The 17,374-nt window shown below is 39.1% G+C and carries 14 protein-coding genes; 8 read left to right on the top strand and 6 right to left on the bottom strand.

The window, feature by feature from the left end; translation table 11 throughout:
* Positions 1 to 7: 7 nt before the first annotated feature.
* The 3 genes from HUO09_RS05780 (at position 8) to HUO09_RS05770 (ending at position 2,801) form a co-directional block, all read left to right on the top strand.
* On the top strand, positions 8 to 970 hold the full coding sequence (locus tag HUO09_RS05780) for an ADP-ribosylglycohydrolase family protein (protein WP_188233314.1): 963 nt from the start codon (positions 8 to 10) through the stop codon (positions 968 to 970).
* The gene (locus HUO09_RS05775; protein WP_167413730.1) at positions 970 to 1,818 is read left to right on the top strand and encodes an NAD(+)--dinitrogen-reductase ADP-D-ribosyltransferase; all 849 of its coding nucleotides are present in this window, start codon (positions 970 to 972) and stop codon (positions 1,816 to 1,818) included. The genes HUO09_RS05780 and HUO09_RS05775 overlap by 1 nt, the downstream gene beginning before the upstream one ends.
* Before the next feature lie 311 nt (positions 1,819 to 2,129).
* Positions 2,130 to 2,801: a MaoC family dehydratase gene (locus tag HUO09_RS05770; RefSeq protein WP_167413729.1), complete on the top strand. Its 672-nt coding sequence runs from the start codon at positions 2,130 to 2,132 to the stop codon at positions 2,799 to 2,801.
* A 52-nt stretch (positions 2,802 to 2,853) separates the two neighbouring features.
* Here HUO09_RS05770 and HUO09_RS05765 read toward each other — a convergent pair whose 3' ends face one another.
* Positions 2,854 to 3,678, bottom strand: coding sequence for a phosphate ABC transporter substrate-binding protein (locus HUO09_RS05765; RefSeq protein WP_167413728.1), 825 nt, complete (start codon positions 3,676 to 3,678; stop codon positions 2,854 to 2,856).
* Between the two features lie 301 nt (positions 3,679 to 3,979).
* Here HUO09_RS05765 and HUO09_RS05760 point away from each other — a divergent pair, with 301 nt between their 5' ends.
* Complete coding sequence (locus tag HUO09_RS05760; RefSeq protein ID WP_167413727.1) at positions 3,980 to 4,333, top strand: DUF3024 domain-containing protein; 354 nt, start codon at positions 3,980 to 3,982, stop codon at positions 4,331 to 4,333.
* Positions 4,334 to 4,412: 79 nt separating this feature from the next.
* On the opposite strand, the gene rnb is transcribed toward HUO09_RS05760, so the two are convergent.
* Positions 4,413 to 6,446 carry an exoribonuclease II gene (gene rnb, locus HUO09_RS05755; RefSeq protein WP_188233313.1) on the bottom strand — a complete coding sequence of 678 codons (2,034 nt, stop codon included), beginning with the start codon at positions 6,444 to 6,446 and terminating at the stop codon, positions 4,413 to 4,415.
* 378 nt (positions 6,447 to 6,824) lie between these two features.
* Between rnb and HUO09_RS05750 the strand changes: the two genes are divergently transcribed.
* Both HUO09_RS05750 and HUO09_RS05745 read left to right on the top strand, forming a co-directional pair.
* On the top strand, positions 6,825 to 8,726 hold the full coding sequence (locus tag HUO09_RS05750) for a DEAD/DEAH box helicase (RefSeq protein ID WP_188233312.1): 1,902 nt from the start codon (positions 6,825 to 6,827) through the stop codon (positions 8,724 to 8,726).
* 455 nt (positions 8,727 to 9,181) lie between these two features.
* Positions 9,182 to 10,435 (top strand): site-specific integrase, encoded by a 1,254-nt coding sequence (locus HUO09_RS05745; RefSeq protein WP_188233311.1) that lies wholly within the window; start codon positions 9,182 to 9,184, stop codon positions 10,433 to 10,435.
* A gap of 78 nt (positions 10,436 to 10,513) precedes the next feature.
* Here HUO09_RS05745 and HUO09_RS05740 read toward each other — a convergent pair whose 3' ends face one another.
* The 4 genes from HUO09_RS05740 to HUO09_RS05725 all read right to left on the bottom strand — a co-directional run bounded on the left by HUO09_RS05740 (position 10,514) and on the right by HUO09_RS05725 (position 15,061).
* Complete coding sequence (locus HUO09_RS05740; protein WP_188233310.1) at positions 10,514 to 11,611, bottom strand: reverse transcriptase family protein; 1,098 nt, start codon at positions 11,609 to 11,611, stop codon at positions 10,514 to 10,516.
* Between the two features lie 133 nt (positions 11,612 to 11,744).
* On the bottom strand, positions 11,745 to 13,862 hold the full coding sequence (locus tag HUO09_RS05735; protein ID WP_188233309.1) for a retron Eco8 family effector endonuclease: 2,118 nt from the start codon (positions 13,860 to 13,862) through the stop codon (positions 11,745 to 11,747).
* Between the two features lie 198 nt (positions 13,863 to 14,060).
* On the bottom strand, positions 14,061 to 14,648 hold the full coding sequence (locus tag HUO09_RS05730; RefSeq protein ID WP_188233308.1) for a DUF4113 domain-containing protein: 588 nt from the start codon (positions 14,646 to 14,648) through the stop codon (positions 14,061 to 14,063).
* Positions 14,648 to 15,061: a LexA family transcriptional regulator gene (locus HUO09_RS05725; RefSeq protein WP_188233307.1), complete on the bottom strand. Its 414-nt coding sequence runs from the start codon at positions 15,059 to 15,061 to the stop codon at positions 14,648 to 14,650. The genes HUO09_RS05730 and HUO09_RS05725 overlap by 1 nt, the downstream gene beginning before the upstream one ends.
* A 213-nt stretch (positions 15,062 to 15,274) precedes the next feature.
* Here HUO09_RS05725 and HUO09_RS05720 point away from each other — a divergent pair, with 213 nt between their 5' ends.
* Together HUO09_RS05720 and HUO09_RS05715 are read left to right on the top strand one after the other, a co-directional pair.
* Positions 15,275 to 16,312: a DUF4917 family protein gene (locus tag HUO09_RS05720; RefSeq protein WP_188233306.1), complete on the top strand. Its 1,038-nt coding sequence runs from the start codon at positions 15,275 to 15,277 to the stop codon at positions 16,310 to 16,312.
* Between the two features lie 72 nt (positions 16,313 to 16,384).
* Positions 16,385 to 16,906 (top strand): hypothetical protein, encoded by a 522-nt coding sequence (locus HUO09_RS05715; RefSeq protein WP_188233305.1) that lies wholly within the window; start codon positions 16,385 to 16,387, stop codon positions 16,904 to 16,906.
* Positions 16,907 to 17,374: the final 468 nt, after the last annotated feature.

Below are 17,374 nucleotides of genomic sequence, written 5' to 3'. Positions count from 1 at the left end.
AGTTGTTATGTCTGGGTCTATTACTCATTTATCTTCTGTTACTCCAGATCTCGATCGTTCAAGAGGCTGCTTAGTTGGTCTCGCGGTTGGAGATGCACTGGGTACGACACTTGAATTTAAGCCTCCAGGGACGTTTAAACCCATTACAGATATGATGGGTGGGGGGCATTTTTGTCTCAAAAAAGGCTATTGGACGGACGATACTTCAATGGCGCTATGTCTTGCTCATAGTTTGCTGGAATGTGGCGAGTTTGACGCTCGCGATCAAATGAACAAATACTGCCAGTGGATGAATAAAGGTTATATGAGCAGTATTGGTGTCTGCTTTGACGTTGGCGTCGGCGTATCATCTGCATTGCGTCGCTATCAAAAGACGGGCGATCCTTACGCGGGTTCTAAAGCTCGCTGGAGCTCTGGTAATGGCTCAATCATGCGATTAGCTCCTGTACCGATTTTCTATCAATTGTCCCTTCCTGACGCTGTGTTCTACGCCGGTGAGAGTTCTCGGACGACACATGGCTCGGCCTTGTGCGTTGATGCTTGTCGTTATTTGTCTTCGATCCTGTTCCATCTGATTCATGGTCATGAAAAACAGTTTTTTGCCGAGCTGGAGTATGCGGCGGAAACGGAAGAGATTAAGGAGATTCAATCAGGCTTGTTTCTCAACAAAAGCTATAAAGAGTTAACCGGAAGTGGTTATGTGATTGAAAGCCTAGAGTCGGCATTGTGGTGTTTTATGAACACTAATAGCTTTGAGTCTTGTGTATTGGCAGCCGCGAATTTGGGCAATGATGCCGATACTACTGCGGCGATTGCAGGTCAACTCGCGGGCGCTCATTACGGGCATCAAGGAATTCGAGATGACTGGCTATCAGTACTCTACAAACACGAAGACATTTTGGCTCTTTCGGATGAACTCTATGCGCTTGCCCTAAATACGAAAAATACAAAAATCTCAGGCGGTGAATAATGATACCGATACCTGTTTGTGAGCCAGAACAATACGCTTTGAGTGATGAAGAAAGTGCAATTCTCCAGCAGATTTGCTTGCCACTGAATCATTGCAACGTTCCGTCCAAGTTGTTGGCAAGTCTTAGCTATCAACAAAGACCCATCCCTTTGGAAATTGATGGTTTGCATGTTTGGTATCCCACTTTGTTTGAGGTCTTAAACAATACCGACAGTTATCAGGCAAGGGCTGAGCACTTCAAACATTTTATGTCTCAGCATTTTCATTTATCAAAAGGTGATTATCGTTCAAGTGAAAACACCGATCCGCCACCTCGTCCTAAGGTGAACTACCGAAGGCTACTGCTAGGGTGGTTATTTGATTCCGATAACGAGCAAGGGGCGGCATGGCGCAGTTGGGTTGAATCCCGGTTTGGTTTGCTGACTTGCTTCCATCAAGGATCGTTGCATGGCCCAGACACGCCAGAATATTTGCGTTTTCGGCAAGTGTGTACACGAGCAACCTACAATACCAATGAGTTGTATGCCCAGTTAGATTTGTTGTACTTGTTCTGCCAGCATGAGTTGCGCTTACGTGTTAAGGGAGACGATTATTTAACCCTCTATAGAGGGTGCACTGAACAAGCTGAGTTTAAAATTGGTGGAGAATGGGTGAAACTGTTTAATAACTTAAGTTCGTTTACAGCTGACCCTGAGAGTGCACTTCGTTTTGGCTCTAAAGTGTTTGCTGTGAATGTCCCTCTCTCCAAAATTGCCTGCTTTGAATCTCTTTTGCCTCATAGTTTGCAAGGTGAGCAGGAGTTTATGGTCTTAGGGGGCTTATATCGAGTAAAACGTTGGCTGGGCTAACAGTGGCACGTAACATGTGAGCTGCTATGCAAAATTCTAGTCACACTTGGTCAATAAGCGTTCGGTTATCTAAAGTTATATTACTGATTGAAAAATAAAGAATTTGATATTTTGAGGATTTTATTAACTGGAGTAATTGTTCTAATAATACGAATTCTAATAAAATAATGTTTTATTGCTTAACTGTTTGTATTTTAAATGAATTTAATCATTCGGAATACGCATGTACGCTCGAAAGTTATTGCGGATTATTGTGAAGTGCTTCAAAATTAACGAATTAGTATTTCTTCTTAGTTAAGAATGAGGTTTTGATGAAAGTTGCGGATATTTTTAAACATCATGCTGAGAACATAGTTAAGCATAATGAGTTTAAACAATTGATGCCTCCTACAGTGCGCGAGTACTGGGGAGAGTTATTGGATAAAACAAATAGCCGCCAGCTTTTTTCATGGGTGAAGGATTTTCACCAGCCAGCAAATGAAGATGTTCCTGTTGTTGAACCTATCGTATTAAAACCAGAAGCTCAGGCTGTTTATAATGAACTTGAGTCGAAGTTAGGTGAAGTTATCCATACAGGAGATTGGTTATTGGTTGATCAGAATCGAATCAACCAGTTTGGCGCAATTACGGAAGATATGCAGTGGATTCATACGGATCCAGAAAGAGCTCAAGCAGAGTCACCATTTAAAACCACTATCGCACACGGCTTTCTTACATTAGCGTTATTGCCAAAATTGACGGACAGCGTTGATGAAGACAAGTTGCTATTTCCGACCGCGAAAATGATGGTGAACATTGGCCTAAACTCAGTGCGTTTTCCTTATCCAATTAAAGTGGATAGCCGTGTAAGAGCGGTAAGCACACTGTCAAAAGTAACGCCAATTAAGAAAGGTTTAGAGATTGAGCGTGAAATAAAAGTAGAAATTGAAGGTGTTCGCCGTCCAGGTTGTGTCGTAACATCCGTTATTCAATTGCACTTTTAACACATTGATTTGATTAAAAAGGAGAGCGTCAGCTCTCCTTTTTTTGTCATGCTTACTTGTATTTCGATGTTGGAATATATCCATACTCTTCAATCAGTTTTTTCACTCTGTCTGACTGAATAAATCTGAACAACTCTTTAGTTTCTTGTTTATCTTTCTCTGGATAGTGAAGTAACAAGAATGGACGAGAAAGTTGGTATTCGTGGTTAGCAATAGTCTCTGGAGTCGCTTTCACTCCTTCAAACTTAATTGCTTTGACAGAACGGTCAACAGAGCCCGTAGAAATAAAGCCAATCGCTTGCGAGTTATGATTTACTAACGTTTTCACCATGCTATTGCTATTAACCACAAGGTTGTTTGGATTGATATCTGAAACTAATCTGTCTTTAATCACCTTGGTCAAACCAAGCAAGCTTTCAAAACTAAAGCGAGAACCCGAAGAAGCTTCGCGCGTTACCACGGCGATTTTTTGATCATTGCCACCAACTTGTTTCCAGTTAGTGATCTTGCCTTTATAGATGTCGTAAAGTTGTTCACGGGTTAAGTTACCGATTGGATTTGATTGGTTAACGACAACAGCTAGACCATCAAATGCGATGATGAATGTCTGCAACGACTCTTCTACTTCATCATTCGTAAGGTAACGAGAACTCATCGCTACGTCGGCCACACCTTTCTTTAGTAGCGTAATACCAGCGGTAGAGCCTACGCCTTGCACCGCAATATAGGTATCTTTATGGCTAGTGTTATATTCTTCGGCAATCACATCCATGATGCGTGCAACAGAGGTCGACCCAGAAACGTTGATTTCGCTAGCATGCGCGAAAGAGGTAACTAGAAAAAACGAGCAAAGAGTGGCTAACGCAACTCGAAACATAATGGAACTCCAAACAAAATAAGGACAGATCAGCGGAATATCTTATTGCGATTAAATGACAGTTTTATGAAAGTGTTTGATAGTACGCATAGAAATATGGGCGGAATATCTCTAGTGTGACGTTGTGTTTGTTATTCTTTTGAAGTTTAGTTTTGTTCGCATTATAAAGTTGTTTTCACAGCAAAAAGTCGCCAAAGGATAAACAGACTCTATTGAGTTATACTGAGTTAACTTTAAGATATTTGGAGTGACTAGCTCTTAATGCTGTATTCGGTCACAAGATAATGGGGTATCCAACGCCATGACGGTCGTAAACTTGTTACAGCGTCAAATTGAACGCAGGGCAGAACTTGTGTGCCATAGCCGCAACCGCAGCCTTCCTGTGGATTTAGGAAAATCGAGTTTTGAGCCGATAGATAATGGTGTGCAGTTCATACAACAACACTACAAGCTGGACTCTGTCCATAGTGAGTATTCGAGCCCAGTAGCTCGTATAATTTGGGATGCGGATCAACGTCACTGGGAGCTTTATATTCCAACCCGTGAAGAGAACAGTGAAATGTGGGTTCCTTACCCATTTCTCTCCAAAAGTTCCGATTTAACAGCAGTGATGCGTGAAATTGAGAAAGATCCAAAATCTTACTTCTGGTCGTGAATTGAACGGCGTTATGAATGAAAAAGGCATTCCGATGGAATGCCTTTTATGTTTTTGACCAATTCGATATCGAAACCGATTATTCCGTTTTTTCTTCTTGGCTCATTTCAGCTTGCTGAGTGTCCTCGGTTTGAACTTGCAATTGAGGTTCATCTGCAAATACCTGAGTTGGCTTGGCCACGATACTGCGGTTTTCCTGACTGACATCGGCTAATACAACCTCAAGCGTATCACCCAAACGATATACCACTTCTTTATCGATAGTGATCATTCCTTGGTCGCCGTTGCATTCTAAGCGTTCTTTGTTTGCAAGAATCAATGAAGCTGGAATAAACGCGGCTGCGCCGTTTTCAAGTAAACGAACACGAGCACCAGCGCGGTTAATATCAAAGATCTCTGCGTTAAAGAGAGTTTGCTTACTTGGTTCTTCTGCAAGTGTTCTAGCGTATAACCAATCCGCGACGTTGCGTTCAGCAATCTTGTGATGTTTACGGTGCAGCGCCAGTTCTTCACCCACAGTTTCATCCGGTTGCTGTACTGGCTCTTTATTCAAGATATGCGCTTTTAGCATACGGTGGTTAATCATGTCGCCGTACTTGCGAATTGGTGAAGTCCAAGTCGCGTATACGTCTAAGCCCATAGCGTAGTGAGGGAGTGGCTGGTTACCAATTTCACTGTAGCTTTGACATTTACGAATACGGTTATCTAAGTAAGAGGTTTCTTGCTCGCACAACCAACGACGTAACGCAGCAAAGCCCTCAAGTGTTGCTAAGCTTTCCGCATCGCACTGTGCACCATTTGATGTCATCAGTTCGACCACATCAGCCATTTTATCGGCTTTAAAACCTGCGTGAGTGTTAAAGACGCCGGCATTAAAGGTTGACTGAAGAACCTTACCTGCACAGATGTTGGCAGTGATCATTGCTTCTTCAACAAGGCGGTTTGCTGTACGACGCATATCAGCATGAATAGCAATAACGTCGTTATCTTCGCTCAGTTCGAAACGGTAATCTGGGCGATCTGGGAATACAACTGCATTGTTTTCACGCCAGTTTGCACGAGCTTGAGAGAATGTATGCAAAGTCTTAACAACTTCTGCAATAGTTTCATTCGGTTGCCATTCAGTGCACTCACCGTTTTCTAACCAATCTGAAACGTGGTCGTATACCAGACGGGCATGAGACTGGATATTAGCGGCAAAGAAACGAATATCATCAGCTATAACACCATCTGCGCCTACCGTAACGGTGCAGCATAGAGCTGGGCGCACTTGATTTTCGATCAGAGAACATAAGTCGTCTGCTAAATCACGTGGCAACATTGGAATATTACGACCCGGTAGATAGATAGTGAATCCACGTTCACGTGCCACTTTATCCATCTCATCATCTGGGGTGATATAGGCGGTAGGGTCGGCGATTGCAATCGTCAGTTCAAAGTTACCGTTATCGAGCTTTTTCGCGTATAGCGCATCGTCCATATCTTTAGTAGATGCGCCATCAATGGTCACAAACGGGATATGGGTTAAGTCAGAACGCTCAAGATCGGCATCATCTTTAAGTTGCCAATTCTCGATCCCCGCAGGTTCGCTGTTAGGTAAATCATTCTCTGCCAACGTGACCCACCAAGGAGCGATTTTATCTTCAGAATCTGTAATTTTTTCTGAGATTTCCGCAAGGAAGTGGTCTTCGCCTTTTAGAGGGTGACGAACGAGATGAGCAACTACCCAGTCACCTTCTTGGAAGTGTTCTGGATTCAAACCTTTTTTAACTTTTGCTTTTAATGGCAACTTTTTAAGTTGTGGATGATCAGGTGCTACGTTGAGTTTGCCCTTGAATAACTTTACTCGGCCAATAAAGCGTGTCAGAGATTGTTCGACAAGTTCTTGTGGTTCTGCAACTTCCCGCTCTTTTTCGGTGCGGATAATGGCAATCACTTTGTCTCCGTGCATACATTTTTTCATGTACGGAGGCGGAATAAAGAAACTGTTTTTACTATCGACTTCTAAAAATCCAAAACCTTTGTCGGTGGCTTTAATCACACCTTCTTTCTTTGGTAGGTTTTCTTGAATTTGTTGCTTTAATTGGGCAAGTAACGGGTTGTCTTGGAACATGTCTTCTATTTCTAGCTTAGTGAATTGCGCACACTATAATCATTACAGGCAATTATTACTACCCAGCGAAGACCTTTCTCAAGCAATTTGACCAGTGCTATTTGTGCATTTGTCGGCGCAAATTACTGACGAATAAAAGGGTTGGAACGAGGTTTTGATGAATTTTTATCCTTTAAGAGAATAAATTGTGATGAATTTCAATTTTTTCTGGCTTTTTTTATGCTTTTAGGGAATAATCCGCCTCCCTTAGATGTCCCTAGTGGCTTGATGCGTTATATGACTTATCCGTATCTGAACGGAATTCAGACAATCGTTGGATTGGTTGGAAATGGTGGAGCACATGGGACCTTGGTTTATTAATATTTTAGTGGGATCCCCATGTCAGAGACTGTGATTCAATTCAGTGACTTAGCACTTAACAGTGCTGTTCTTTCGGCCCTAAGCGAAATGGGCTTCGTTTCTCCAACACCTATCCAAGCAGCAGCTATTCCTCATCTTTTGGAAGGCCGTGATGCATTAGGTAAAGCACAAACCGGTACTGGTAAAACAGCAGCATTTTCATTACCGCTGCTAAACAAAATCGATTTATCTCAGCATAAACCTCAAGCAATCATTATGGCTCCAACTCGTGAGCTTGCGATTCAGGTAGCTGCTGAAATTAAAAACTTAGGTCAAAATATTAAAGGCCTTAAAGTTCTAGAAATCTACGGTGGTGCTTCTATCGTTGATCAAATGCGTTCTCTACGGTCAGGTGCTCACATTGTTGTTGGTACTCCTGGTCGTGTGAAAGACTTGATCACTCGTGAACGCCTACACCTAGACGAATGTCATACTTTCGTTCTTGATGAAGCTGACGAAATGTTGAAGATGGGCTTCGTAGACGACGTTACTTGGATCATGGAGCAAGCTCCTGAATCAGCGCAACGCGTACTGTTCTCTGCAACAATGCCTCCAATGGTTAAAACTATTGTTGATCGCTTCCTACGTAACCCTGCTCGTGTTGACGTTGCTGGTTCAAACCAAACGGTTGAGAAAGTAGAGCAACAATTCTGGGTTGTAAAAGGCGTAGAGAAAGACGAAGCAATGTCTCGTCTTCTAGAAACTGAAGAAACTGACGCGTCAATCGTGTTCGTTCGTACTCGTCAAGATACAGAGCGTCTTGCAGACTGGTTAAGCTCTCGTGGCTTTAAAGCGGCTGCACTGCACGGTGATATTCCTCAGTCTCTACGTGAGCGTACTGTCGACCATATCAAACAAGGTGTTATTGATATCCTTGTTGCAACTGACGTTGTTGCTCGTGGTCTTGATGTGCCACGAATCACTCACGTATTTAACTACGATATTCCATTCGATGTTGAGTCGTACATCCACCGTATCGGTCGTACAGGTCGTGCTGGCCGTAAAGGTAAAGCGATTCTGTTAGTACGTACTAACCAACTTCGTATGCTTCGCACTATTGAGCGCGTTACTCGTTCATCAATGGAAGAAATTCAACTTCCACACCGTGATCAAGTAGCAGAAGCTCGTCTTACTCTACTTGCTGCTGAGCTAGCGGCAGAGAAAGAAAACAACACTGTTCTTGATAAGTTTGCTGAACTCGTAGAGAAGCTACAAGCGTCTCTAGAAATGGATGCTGCAACACTATGTGCAATCTTGTTGAAACGCCAACAAGGTAAGCGTCCACTGTTCTACACTGGTGAAGATCCAATGATCGCAGCAGTAGAGCGTGACAAACAACGTCGTCGTGAGCGTCGTGATGATCGCGGTGAAGGTGGTCGTCGTGAATTCGGTAGCCGTGACAAAGCAGATTGGGAAACTTACCAGCTTCAGGTTGGTCGTGACCAAGGCGTGCAAGTTAAAGACATCGTTGGTGCTCTTGCAAACGAACTAGGCCTAACTAAAGGTTCTATCGGTGCTATTAAACTGGCTCAAGGTCATACATTTGTTCAGCTTCCAAAGACTATGTCTGCTGAAGTGACTGGCAAACTACGTAAACTGCGTATTCGTCAAAAAGAAGTAGGCGCGGTTGTATGTGATTTTGATGATTTCCGCGAATCTCGTGGTCGTCGTGAAGGCGGACGTCGTGAAGGTGGCAACCGTGACGGTGGCTTCCGTGGTAACCGTGATGGCGCACCTCGTCGTGAAGGTGGTTTCCGTGGCAACCGTGAAGGTGGCAGCCGTGAAGGCGGTGAACGTCGTTTTGACCGTAACCGTGGTGGCGACAACCGTGGTAACTACCGTGGTGAACGTGGTCACAGCCGTCGTAGCCAAGAAGCTTAATTGACAGCTGATAAAACTTAATAGAGTAAGCCCGTGGTGAAAGCCATGGGTTTCTTTTTTGGATTGGATTAATAAACACAGTCTAATCAGGCTTGAACGCAATGATTGCTTGAGATTTCATCCATATCCGTTAGAATGCTCAGCTTGTGTTAACGATAGTGCATCCGTATTTGCGCTTTGAGTTGATGCATTTAAAAATGATTTATCGAGTGCTTGTTTTCTATCATTCTGATTTTTAAGCACAATATTTAAACAAGTGTTGCTTGGTGTGTATCACATGCAGCATCTCCTCAATTTATCTCTCATCATCTCACTTGTTCACAATCCACTGTAAATCAAGTGTTTAGAGTTTTCTGTAGCCACCTCTCATAATCTAGTATGCTCAAAATGATTCTTTGATTTTCTGAATCGCTTGTACCAAACTCGTACCAAATTTTTGGTACAGAGAATACACCATGACAAAACGAATAACCGATTCTTGGTTGCGCTCTGTAAGTGGCAAAACATACGAGGGTGCTCCGGAAATAACTTATCGTGATGGACTCGGATTACGAATATCCCCAAAAGGAAAGATCTCATGGTTTTATCGGTTTTCTTTAGGCGGTAAAGCCATAAGAATGAAATTAGGGACTTATCCCGAATTGCGAATTACCGATGCAGAGAAAGTGAAAAAGGAAAAAGAAGCTTTAGTCTCACAAGGCATAGACCCTCGAAACAAACTAATCATAAACCGCGAAAATCCTAAACCTACCACAGTTAAAGAACTGATCGACTATTGGTATGCAAACCACGCAGAGCCAAATTTGGAACGGCCAGAGCCGCTACTGACTATGTTCTACAAAGATATTGTCCCATATGTTGGCGACTATGATGCTAAAGACCTAGAGTTGTTTGACTACGTTAAGGTTTTCAAAATAGCCAGTGAACGAGTAAGCCCTAAGCATTCGGCAAACTTAATGGCACGTTTTAAAGGTGTTCTATCGTTTTCGGTCAGACACGGTCTTTTAAAATATAACGTAATTTCAGAGTTGAAGAAAAACGACGTAGGAAAGCCTACAAGCGTCCGAAGCACCAAACAGGAAGGTAACAACGTCAGAAGGCTTTGGCAGCTCCTCTCGGGCTTTCCTGCGCATCCTAGCAATAGAAATATACTGAAGCTTCTAATGATTTTCGGTTGTCGAGGCGTAGAGCTCCGACTCGCAAAGAAAACCGACTTTGATTTTGAAAAGCTGATTTGGACGGTACCAGAAGAACATAACAAAATACGACACAAGGGTGGGGGCGAAATTAGACGCGCTATACCAGAACTAGCTGTAAGCATTTTGAGAGAGCAATTCGCTATGTTTCCTAACTGTGAAGTCATTTTTCCTCAAGTAAACAAAAAATCAGATACCCCAATCTCGGGGAATACTCTCGTTGATGTTGGCAAACGTTTCTCATGTTTTGTAGAAAGTCATGGATTACCGCCTTCGCTTAATCACGATATGCGAAGAACAGCTCGAAACTGGTGGGAATCAGCAGGCTTCAATCCAAAGGTCAGCGACGTGATGTTGGGGCATAAAGTGCATACAGGTACGAAGAAACACTATTTAGATTATGACTATCTTTATGAACAAAGAGAGTGCTATGAAAAATGGTGTGATTTTATGGAAAGTCAGCGATGTGTGCCTTTTGAGAAGGTGCGACTAAGTTCAATAGTTAACTTATGACTATATTAAATCTGTTCTTGGTGTGTATCAATATAACTGGCTCTGAATAACTAGAGCCAGTTTATTAACATGAAAGCGTTAAACTATTTTTTTATTAATGTCTTTTATCATTTTTTTTACTGTTCTTAAGCACAATTCATCCACGCATTTATTTTTTTGATGAAAAATAACTAGTGAAAGTAAATATGAACGATAACCTTTTAGTTTATTTTGCAATTGATCTTCTGCATACTTTTGATAAAATCCGTAATAATTATAAAATTTGCTTCTATTTTTATTGAAGTTTAAATAAAAGAGCTCTTCCATAATGGTTATAGCACTAGAACCCTTTTTTAAGTGGTGAATTATCTTTTTGATTATTTTAAGTTTTTTGTTTGATAAGCTTATTTTTCCGACAGGGTCTTCCTTGTGTATGTTAAAAAAATCTAGTTTCTTAGGTTTTGAGTTTTTAATAACATAACCATTTAAGGAAATGGTGTTTTCACACGCTTTCCTTTTTTTGTGATTTAGTCTAAGGGAAAGGCATGATAAGAAGAATGATATCTCTCTCTCAAAGTTTTCACTGTGTATGAAGTTGCTGTTTAATGAGGAAAATAGCAAATCATCAGCATACCTACTATATGTAATTTTTTTATTCTCACAGTATTTTTGAATAAGGATATCTACGCGCCTAAAAATGATGTTTGATATAACTGGTGATGAGGGTAATCCAATAGGTAAAATATCCTTTTCTCTAAGTTTGATATCAGAGAAATTACTAGATACTTTATGTGTAACAGACATAAGAGCAATGTCATAAGGAGAGTATTTAAATTTACCTTTTTCATTGCTAAAACAATCTTCCAGCAATGCTGAAACATCAGATATTTTAATCGAATGGAAAAACTTTTTTATATCTAGTCTTAGAAAATAATACCCATGAATATGCGGTTTCAAAAAATCAAAGTAGGATTTTCCTTGAACAAATCCGCATGCGCTTGAATTGATTTCAACTTGAGAAAAAACTATCTTCGTAATTCTTTCACTTATGTCATGATGAGGGGTATTGGGCGATATTTTAAAAAAATTATCACCACCTATTCTGAATTCAGAAATACTAGGTTTAAATTCATCGAAAAGAGCTTCGTTATTTTTTAAAATTGCGCCTTTAAAAAATTCATTGTTGATTTTCTTCATAAGTGCTTCAACCCGATACAAAAGAACATCATTACACCGTAGGTGTGACCTTTAAGCACACTAATAATATGGCCAATTGAAATGGCAATTATTGGGACTAGGAGAGACCAGCTCTCAGATATTCGTACTAGACTCATATCTCCCCTCTACTATCGGGTTGAAGCATTCTTATAATATCATATAATTCTGGAAAATAAATCTTAAATAGACTGCCAAAAGTAGAATTTTTAGTAACCATTTCATTTTCTATGTGATTAACTGCAAAATTTAAAAAGCTCGTCGTCCAACCATTAGTTTTGTCAACATTACTGCTAGCAATTGTCCTCTTTTCAAGTTCTTTCATTATCAACTTTGCACGTCTACTTGTTTTTAGTAACCGAGCGTGTGGAGTTGCACTGTTTTTTATTGCCTTATCGTATTCATCTAAATTAAATGATTTATAATCTGATAAAATTTTTGTTTTTCCTTTGAAAATAACTCTCATATAGTCGACAAGCATACTATCAGTTAGAATATTACTTGACGAAACCCTTGATAAAATTGGGCTCATGTCAACATTTCGTTCTGCTTTTAACCACTCATAAAAAATGGGAGAACTAGATTCATTAATTAAACAGCCTTCAAAAGTAGTGTTGTTTATGTAGCAATTCTTTTGGAGCATATAACTTTTGAGAGACTTAAAAAAATCATCAAGATTAGTATTGAAATGAAAATTTTGCTTAGTAAGGTCAAACGCTAATGGCATATTTTCACTTACCATCAGAGTATAAATATCGTTCTTAATCTCAGAATATTTTTTGCTGAATCCTAACTTATATCTATCATGTTCTTTCTTAAGATCCTTTTTCTTGATGCTAAAATAATCCCCATTTTTTTTTGAATCCAATGTGAATTGTTTTGGGCTTCCAGCCAAATTCCAAGCTTTGTCCGCATCAAATAGAAATAAATAGGGTATTGACGAGTTAGAGTATGATGGATTAACTCGTTCTCCTATAATATTGCTACTACATTTGTAAATATCAATATTTCTCAAGTGAGGAAAGTGCTCGATTAGTCTCATATTACCGAAGACCTCTAATTCAGTTTCCCCTTCAACAAATAAAATGAAGCTACTAAAAAATAGTCGAGCTTCGTTATCGCTGAATATATTTATAAAGCTTTCACTGTTATACGTTGATTTCAGACGGTGAATAGTCGTAGATGAACTATTGGCCTTTTGGAAGCATAACACTGACTGTCGTTGCCTAAATTTTTTGATAACTTCTTTTACTATGTTTTGTGAGTGTGTAGTTATGAAAACTTTAGGTCGTGTAACTTTGTTATCTACCTCTCCCTCATATTTATAATATTCATAAATATCGTTAACAAGTACCTCATTCATTTTTGGATGTAAGCCTAATTCAGGTTCATCAATAAAAACAAATGGAGTTATATATTCTCTTCGTGAAATGGTAATAAGTATCTTTAAAAATGTTGTTATAAAATGAAATGAGTTAGTACCATCAGATTGAAATTTCAAGTCACTTTCATTAATTTCAAACTTGTAGCCCTTTAAACCAGCTTTTATATAACTTAATATTTTTTCTTTTTGTGTACTTTTCTTAGTTGATATAATACTGTTTAGATCGTTGACGTATCTATGGTAGGAGTTCTCTCCATCTGTGTTAATGGATTTATCAAAAAACTCAATTACAGATTCATCATCGATTTTAGACAAGTTAAACGATTTTAGTCTTGATATTAGATCCCATAAACTATCCCATTCATGTAAATCCATATGCCTAGGTTCAATGTGAAAAAACGGGAAAAGATATAGTATTAAATTTCTTGTTTGTTTATCATTTGTTGACCATTTGACAGACCCGTCATTATAAATGTTAAGTGTTAAAGTGAAAGTGCTTTTCGTATTATCATATGATCTTAATGCATGAAATCGTCTTTTATGTAAGGGGATTAGTTTTCTGATAATAAATGAAAAATAGCTATTGCTAGGATTTTTCCTAGCAATATGAAATATTCTTGTTGTATCAAAGGTAATTGCTATTTTACCTTTGTAAGAGTAGTTAGAGTGTAATTTAGGTGGCAGTTCTTCTTTTTCTTCAAGTTTGTTATAAAAAAATTTCAATGCTTTGAGTAGATTGGATTTTCCTACGTTATTCCTACCTACGATACAGTTCATGTCTTTCATATCGACTATTTGTAAGTTCTCAAATGAAAGTACATTTTCAATTTTTATAGATTCTATTGACATGCTATGAGTGCGTGAGTTTTTACTCATTCTATCAGTGGGTTATCTGTTGTATCCATAGTTAAAATAGATCGACTTCTCATTTTCAACTTACAATTCGATGCAATCTTCATTTAGATGTTGTATCAACAGCCTGAAGGATGATTTCCAATATGCTCTAATACTACTCATGGCTTCCTTGTAAAACTGTTAGTGCCATTATCAACATTTTACTTTGGGTATGTCTAACCATCGAGTTGTATACTCGGGTGTAAGCATTTTTCTTCGCATACTCCACTTCGGTTCTATTCCCTGAGAGCCTATAAATAGGGTATCTGTTCCATATCTGTTATTAAGTCCGTCAAATACTTTCATAAGTTTATCGTTGCTAGGTGAAGGGTTTAGTAACTCTAATTGCTCGTGACGCCCATCAACTAATTCAATTAATCCCACACCAATCTTGTAATAGCGAACACCTGACTTAAACAACTGCTTGGCTGCTTCAGTGGCTATCTTAACCAATTGAATTGAATCAGAAGTTGGGTAAGGAAAATGACGAACTACGCGAAAGCTCTGTGGCTTGTCGTCAAATGGTGAGTTAAAAGCGAGGCAGAGCATCACCTTACACAATGACTTAACTTGAAAGTAAGGCTTAAATTTTGGAATACCCGCCTCTTTTGCTTGTCTGTTTGCCGCTATGACACAACCGTCATTGTTTGATATAACGATAACTGGTTTACCCCGCCAATCAGGGCGAAATACTTGTTCTGCGCTACAGTAAAAAGAATTTGCGTCAACTAAGGCAAACATTACTTAACCTTAGAAGAAAGTAGGTAGCTTGGGCGATGACATCGGATAGAACGGATCACCACACCTTCAATAGAAAAAGTGTCTTGAGAGTTTATGTAAACAGGCATCATAGTTTCGTTCGCTGACAATAGCTGTCTTCTAGTCATATCGATCATCTTACAAACAAACTCGCCGTTGTAGTTTGCCACGATTACATCTAGGTTCTGAACGGTAACGTGGCGGTCAACAATTAATAAATCACCGTCAAAGATACCAATACCCTGCATTGACTCACCAATAGCCTGTCCTATGAACGTGGCGCTAGGGTGTTCAATCAGGAGTTCGTCTAGATTCATCCCAAGTTGCGCGTACTCAGCAGCAGGGGATTCAAAGCCAGTAATACCAGCGCTTGCATGGATAGGAATAACTTTCATATATCAAAATCACTGTATTTATATACAGTGATTTTGAGTCTAATTTAACTCGACGTCAAGATTGATATGCTTGGCGATTGGCAAAAGTGAAGTTGTTAACGCTTTTTTTTAACAAAGTTGCCGCATGCCATTTTGTTACCTAGTATTGTGGTCAAAATTGTGAGAAACGCTCTCACATAAAGACGTAGAGTTGTGTATTCATGAGAGGTTAGGATGGCCAGTAAGCTTGAAACGTACAGTGAAGTGCAGGAATACTTAAGAAAACAAAAAAGAACAGTTCATTTGTTGCTAGGGAATGGTTTTAGTATGGCATACAACCACAAAATATTTTCCTATAACGCATTACATCAGTTTATTGAGACACAGGAAGACCCATTAATTACATCTCTTTTCGATATAGTAAATACTAAGAACTTCGAACTGGTTATGCAGCAACTAGATAACTTCTGTGAACTTATCGAGGCGTTTGATCCAGATAACGATTTGCTAGAAAAAATCAAAACCGCAAGTGAGCGTCTAAAGGAAAGCTTAATTGAAGCCGTTGAGTCATTGCATCCTGAGCATGTATTTAAGCTGGGAGATTCTTCTATAGATAAATGCTACGAGTTTTTGTCATTTTTTATCAATAATCAAGGTTCAGTTTTTAGTACCAATTACGATTTATTGCTTTATTGGGTTCTTATGCGAAAAAGCTCAAAATTTGCTATAGATGGATTTGGTCGAGACAGAATAGATGAAGCTGGATATGACGACGACCCAGAGTATTCAGAGCTTCGCTGGGGTAATAACAAACGCAGTCAAAACATTTTTTATCTTCATGGTGCACTACCTATCTTTGACGAGGGAGTACACATTATCAAAGAAGAGTATACGGTCAGACATTATTTGCTAGAGAATATAAAAAACAGAATTGATAATGGGCACTATCCAGTATTTGTAGCTTCTGGTAATGGAACAGAGAAATTAGAACATATTCTACATAATCAATATTTAACATTTTGTTATGATTCATTGTGTGAAATTGAAGGCTCATTAGTTACTTTTGGGTTTAATTTTGGCAAATATGACTATCATATAATTGATGCGATAAATATTGCCTCGAAGCAAGGTAAAAAGGTCGGCAACAAGCTTTTTAGTATTTATATTGGTGTTTATAGCGATGAGGACAGAAAACATATTGAAAGGATTAAAGGGAAATTTAAATGCAAAGTTAAACTGTTTGATGCTAGAACAACCAATGTTTGGGCGTAGATTGTTAATAACAAAATAAAATGATAAATGTGTCATTTCTATAGTGAAATATGCAGTTATCATAGTAGCGTTATGACAAAAACTCGTATCACAGTTTTAACACTAGAGAAGAAAATGAATATTTCCAATGAAGAACGAAAGCGGTTTATGGAAGTGTTTCCTTTTTCGGGAGATACAACCTTACAAATATTAAAAGGTCACATATTGGCTGAAGAAAAAGTGAGGGAGGTCGTAAGACTTCAGTTGCCTCATCGACAAGCCCTCATAGGTTCGCAAGGAGCGACATTCGATTGCCACCAAATGATCTGCTTAGCTGAAGCGATAACACCAGAAAGCCCAAAACAAGAGTGGCTTTGGATAGCTTTAAAAAAGCTAAACCGATTGCGAAATTATTTAGCGCATCAAATAGAAGAAAGTGAATCATTAGGTAATAAGATAGGCGATTTAGTCTCGTTTGTTCGAAAAAATGATAACACTTATCAATCTCTTTCAACGAAGTTTGAGGAGTCGGAACAACTGGCTTTTTGTATCATGAGTTTAAATACTAATTTGGCAGCTCTCATACAAATGGTAAAAAACAAGAGAATAAATTAACATATCGAACGCTTTAAGTCGGACTCACGACAATTGGCAGTTTTGACTTGGCTTTCGTGTTTATAGTGTAATCATTAAAATCGTTGTAGCGTTTCAATACTAATAGACAGACGCTATCTTTATCGTACACATATCCGATATGTGAGCTGTGCGTATAATGTGATGTTTATAAAGAGAAATTTAAGTTGGAAATCAAAATTCCTGATGAGATAGTCCAGGCAATTGTTACTTTTTTAATCAGTAGCCCCAAGATCTTAACAACATTAATCTTATCTTGGGTGTCTGGGCATACATGGTCATACATCGTGTTCACATATTTTCGAGACAAAACCAAGAGTGAAGGCTTTTTTGATACAGTGTTGGGCAAAACGGCTCTAGGCCTATTGTGGTTTTCTTTGGTTATGCTCCCTATCTATTACATATTTCATAAAACGTTTGTAATTGAATACGAAAGTGTATTGCCTGTGA

This window comes from Vibrio sp. Y2-5 (assembly GCF_014596725.1).
Classification (GTDB): domain Bacteria; phylum Pseudomonadota; class Gammaproteobacteria; order Enterobacterales; family Vibrionaceae; genus Vibrio.
This window is presented reverse-complemented; position numbering and strand designations above follow the sequence as displayed.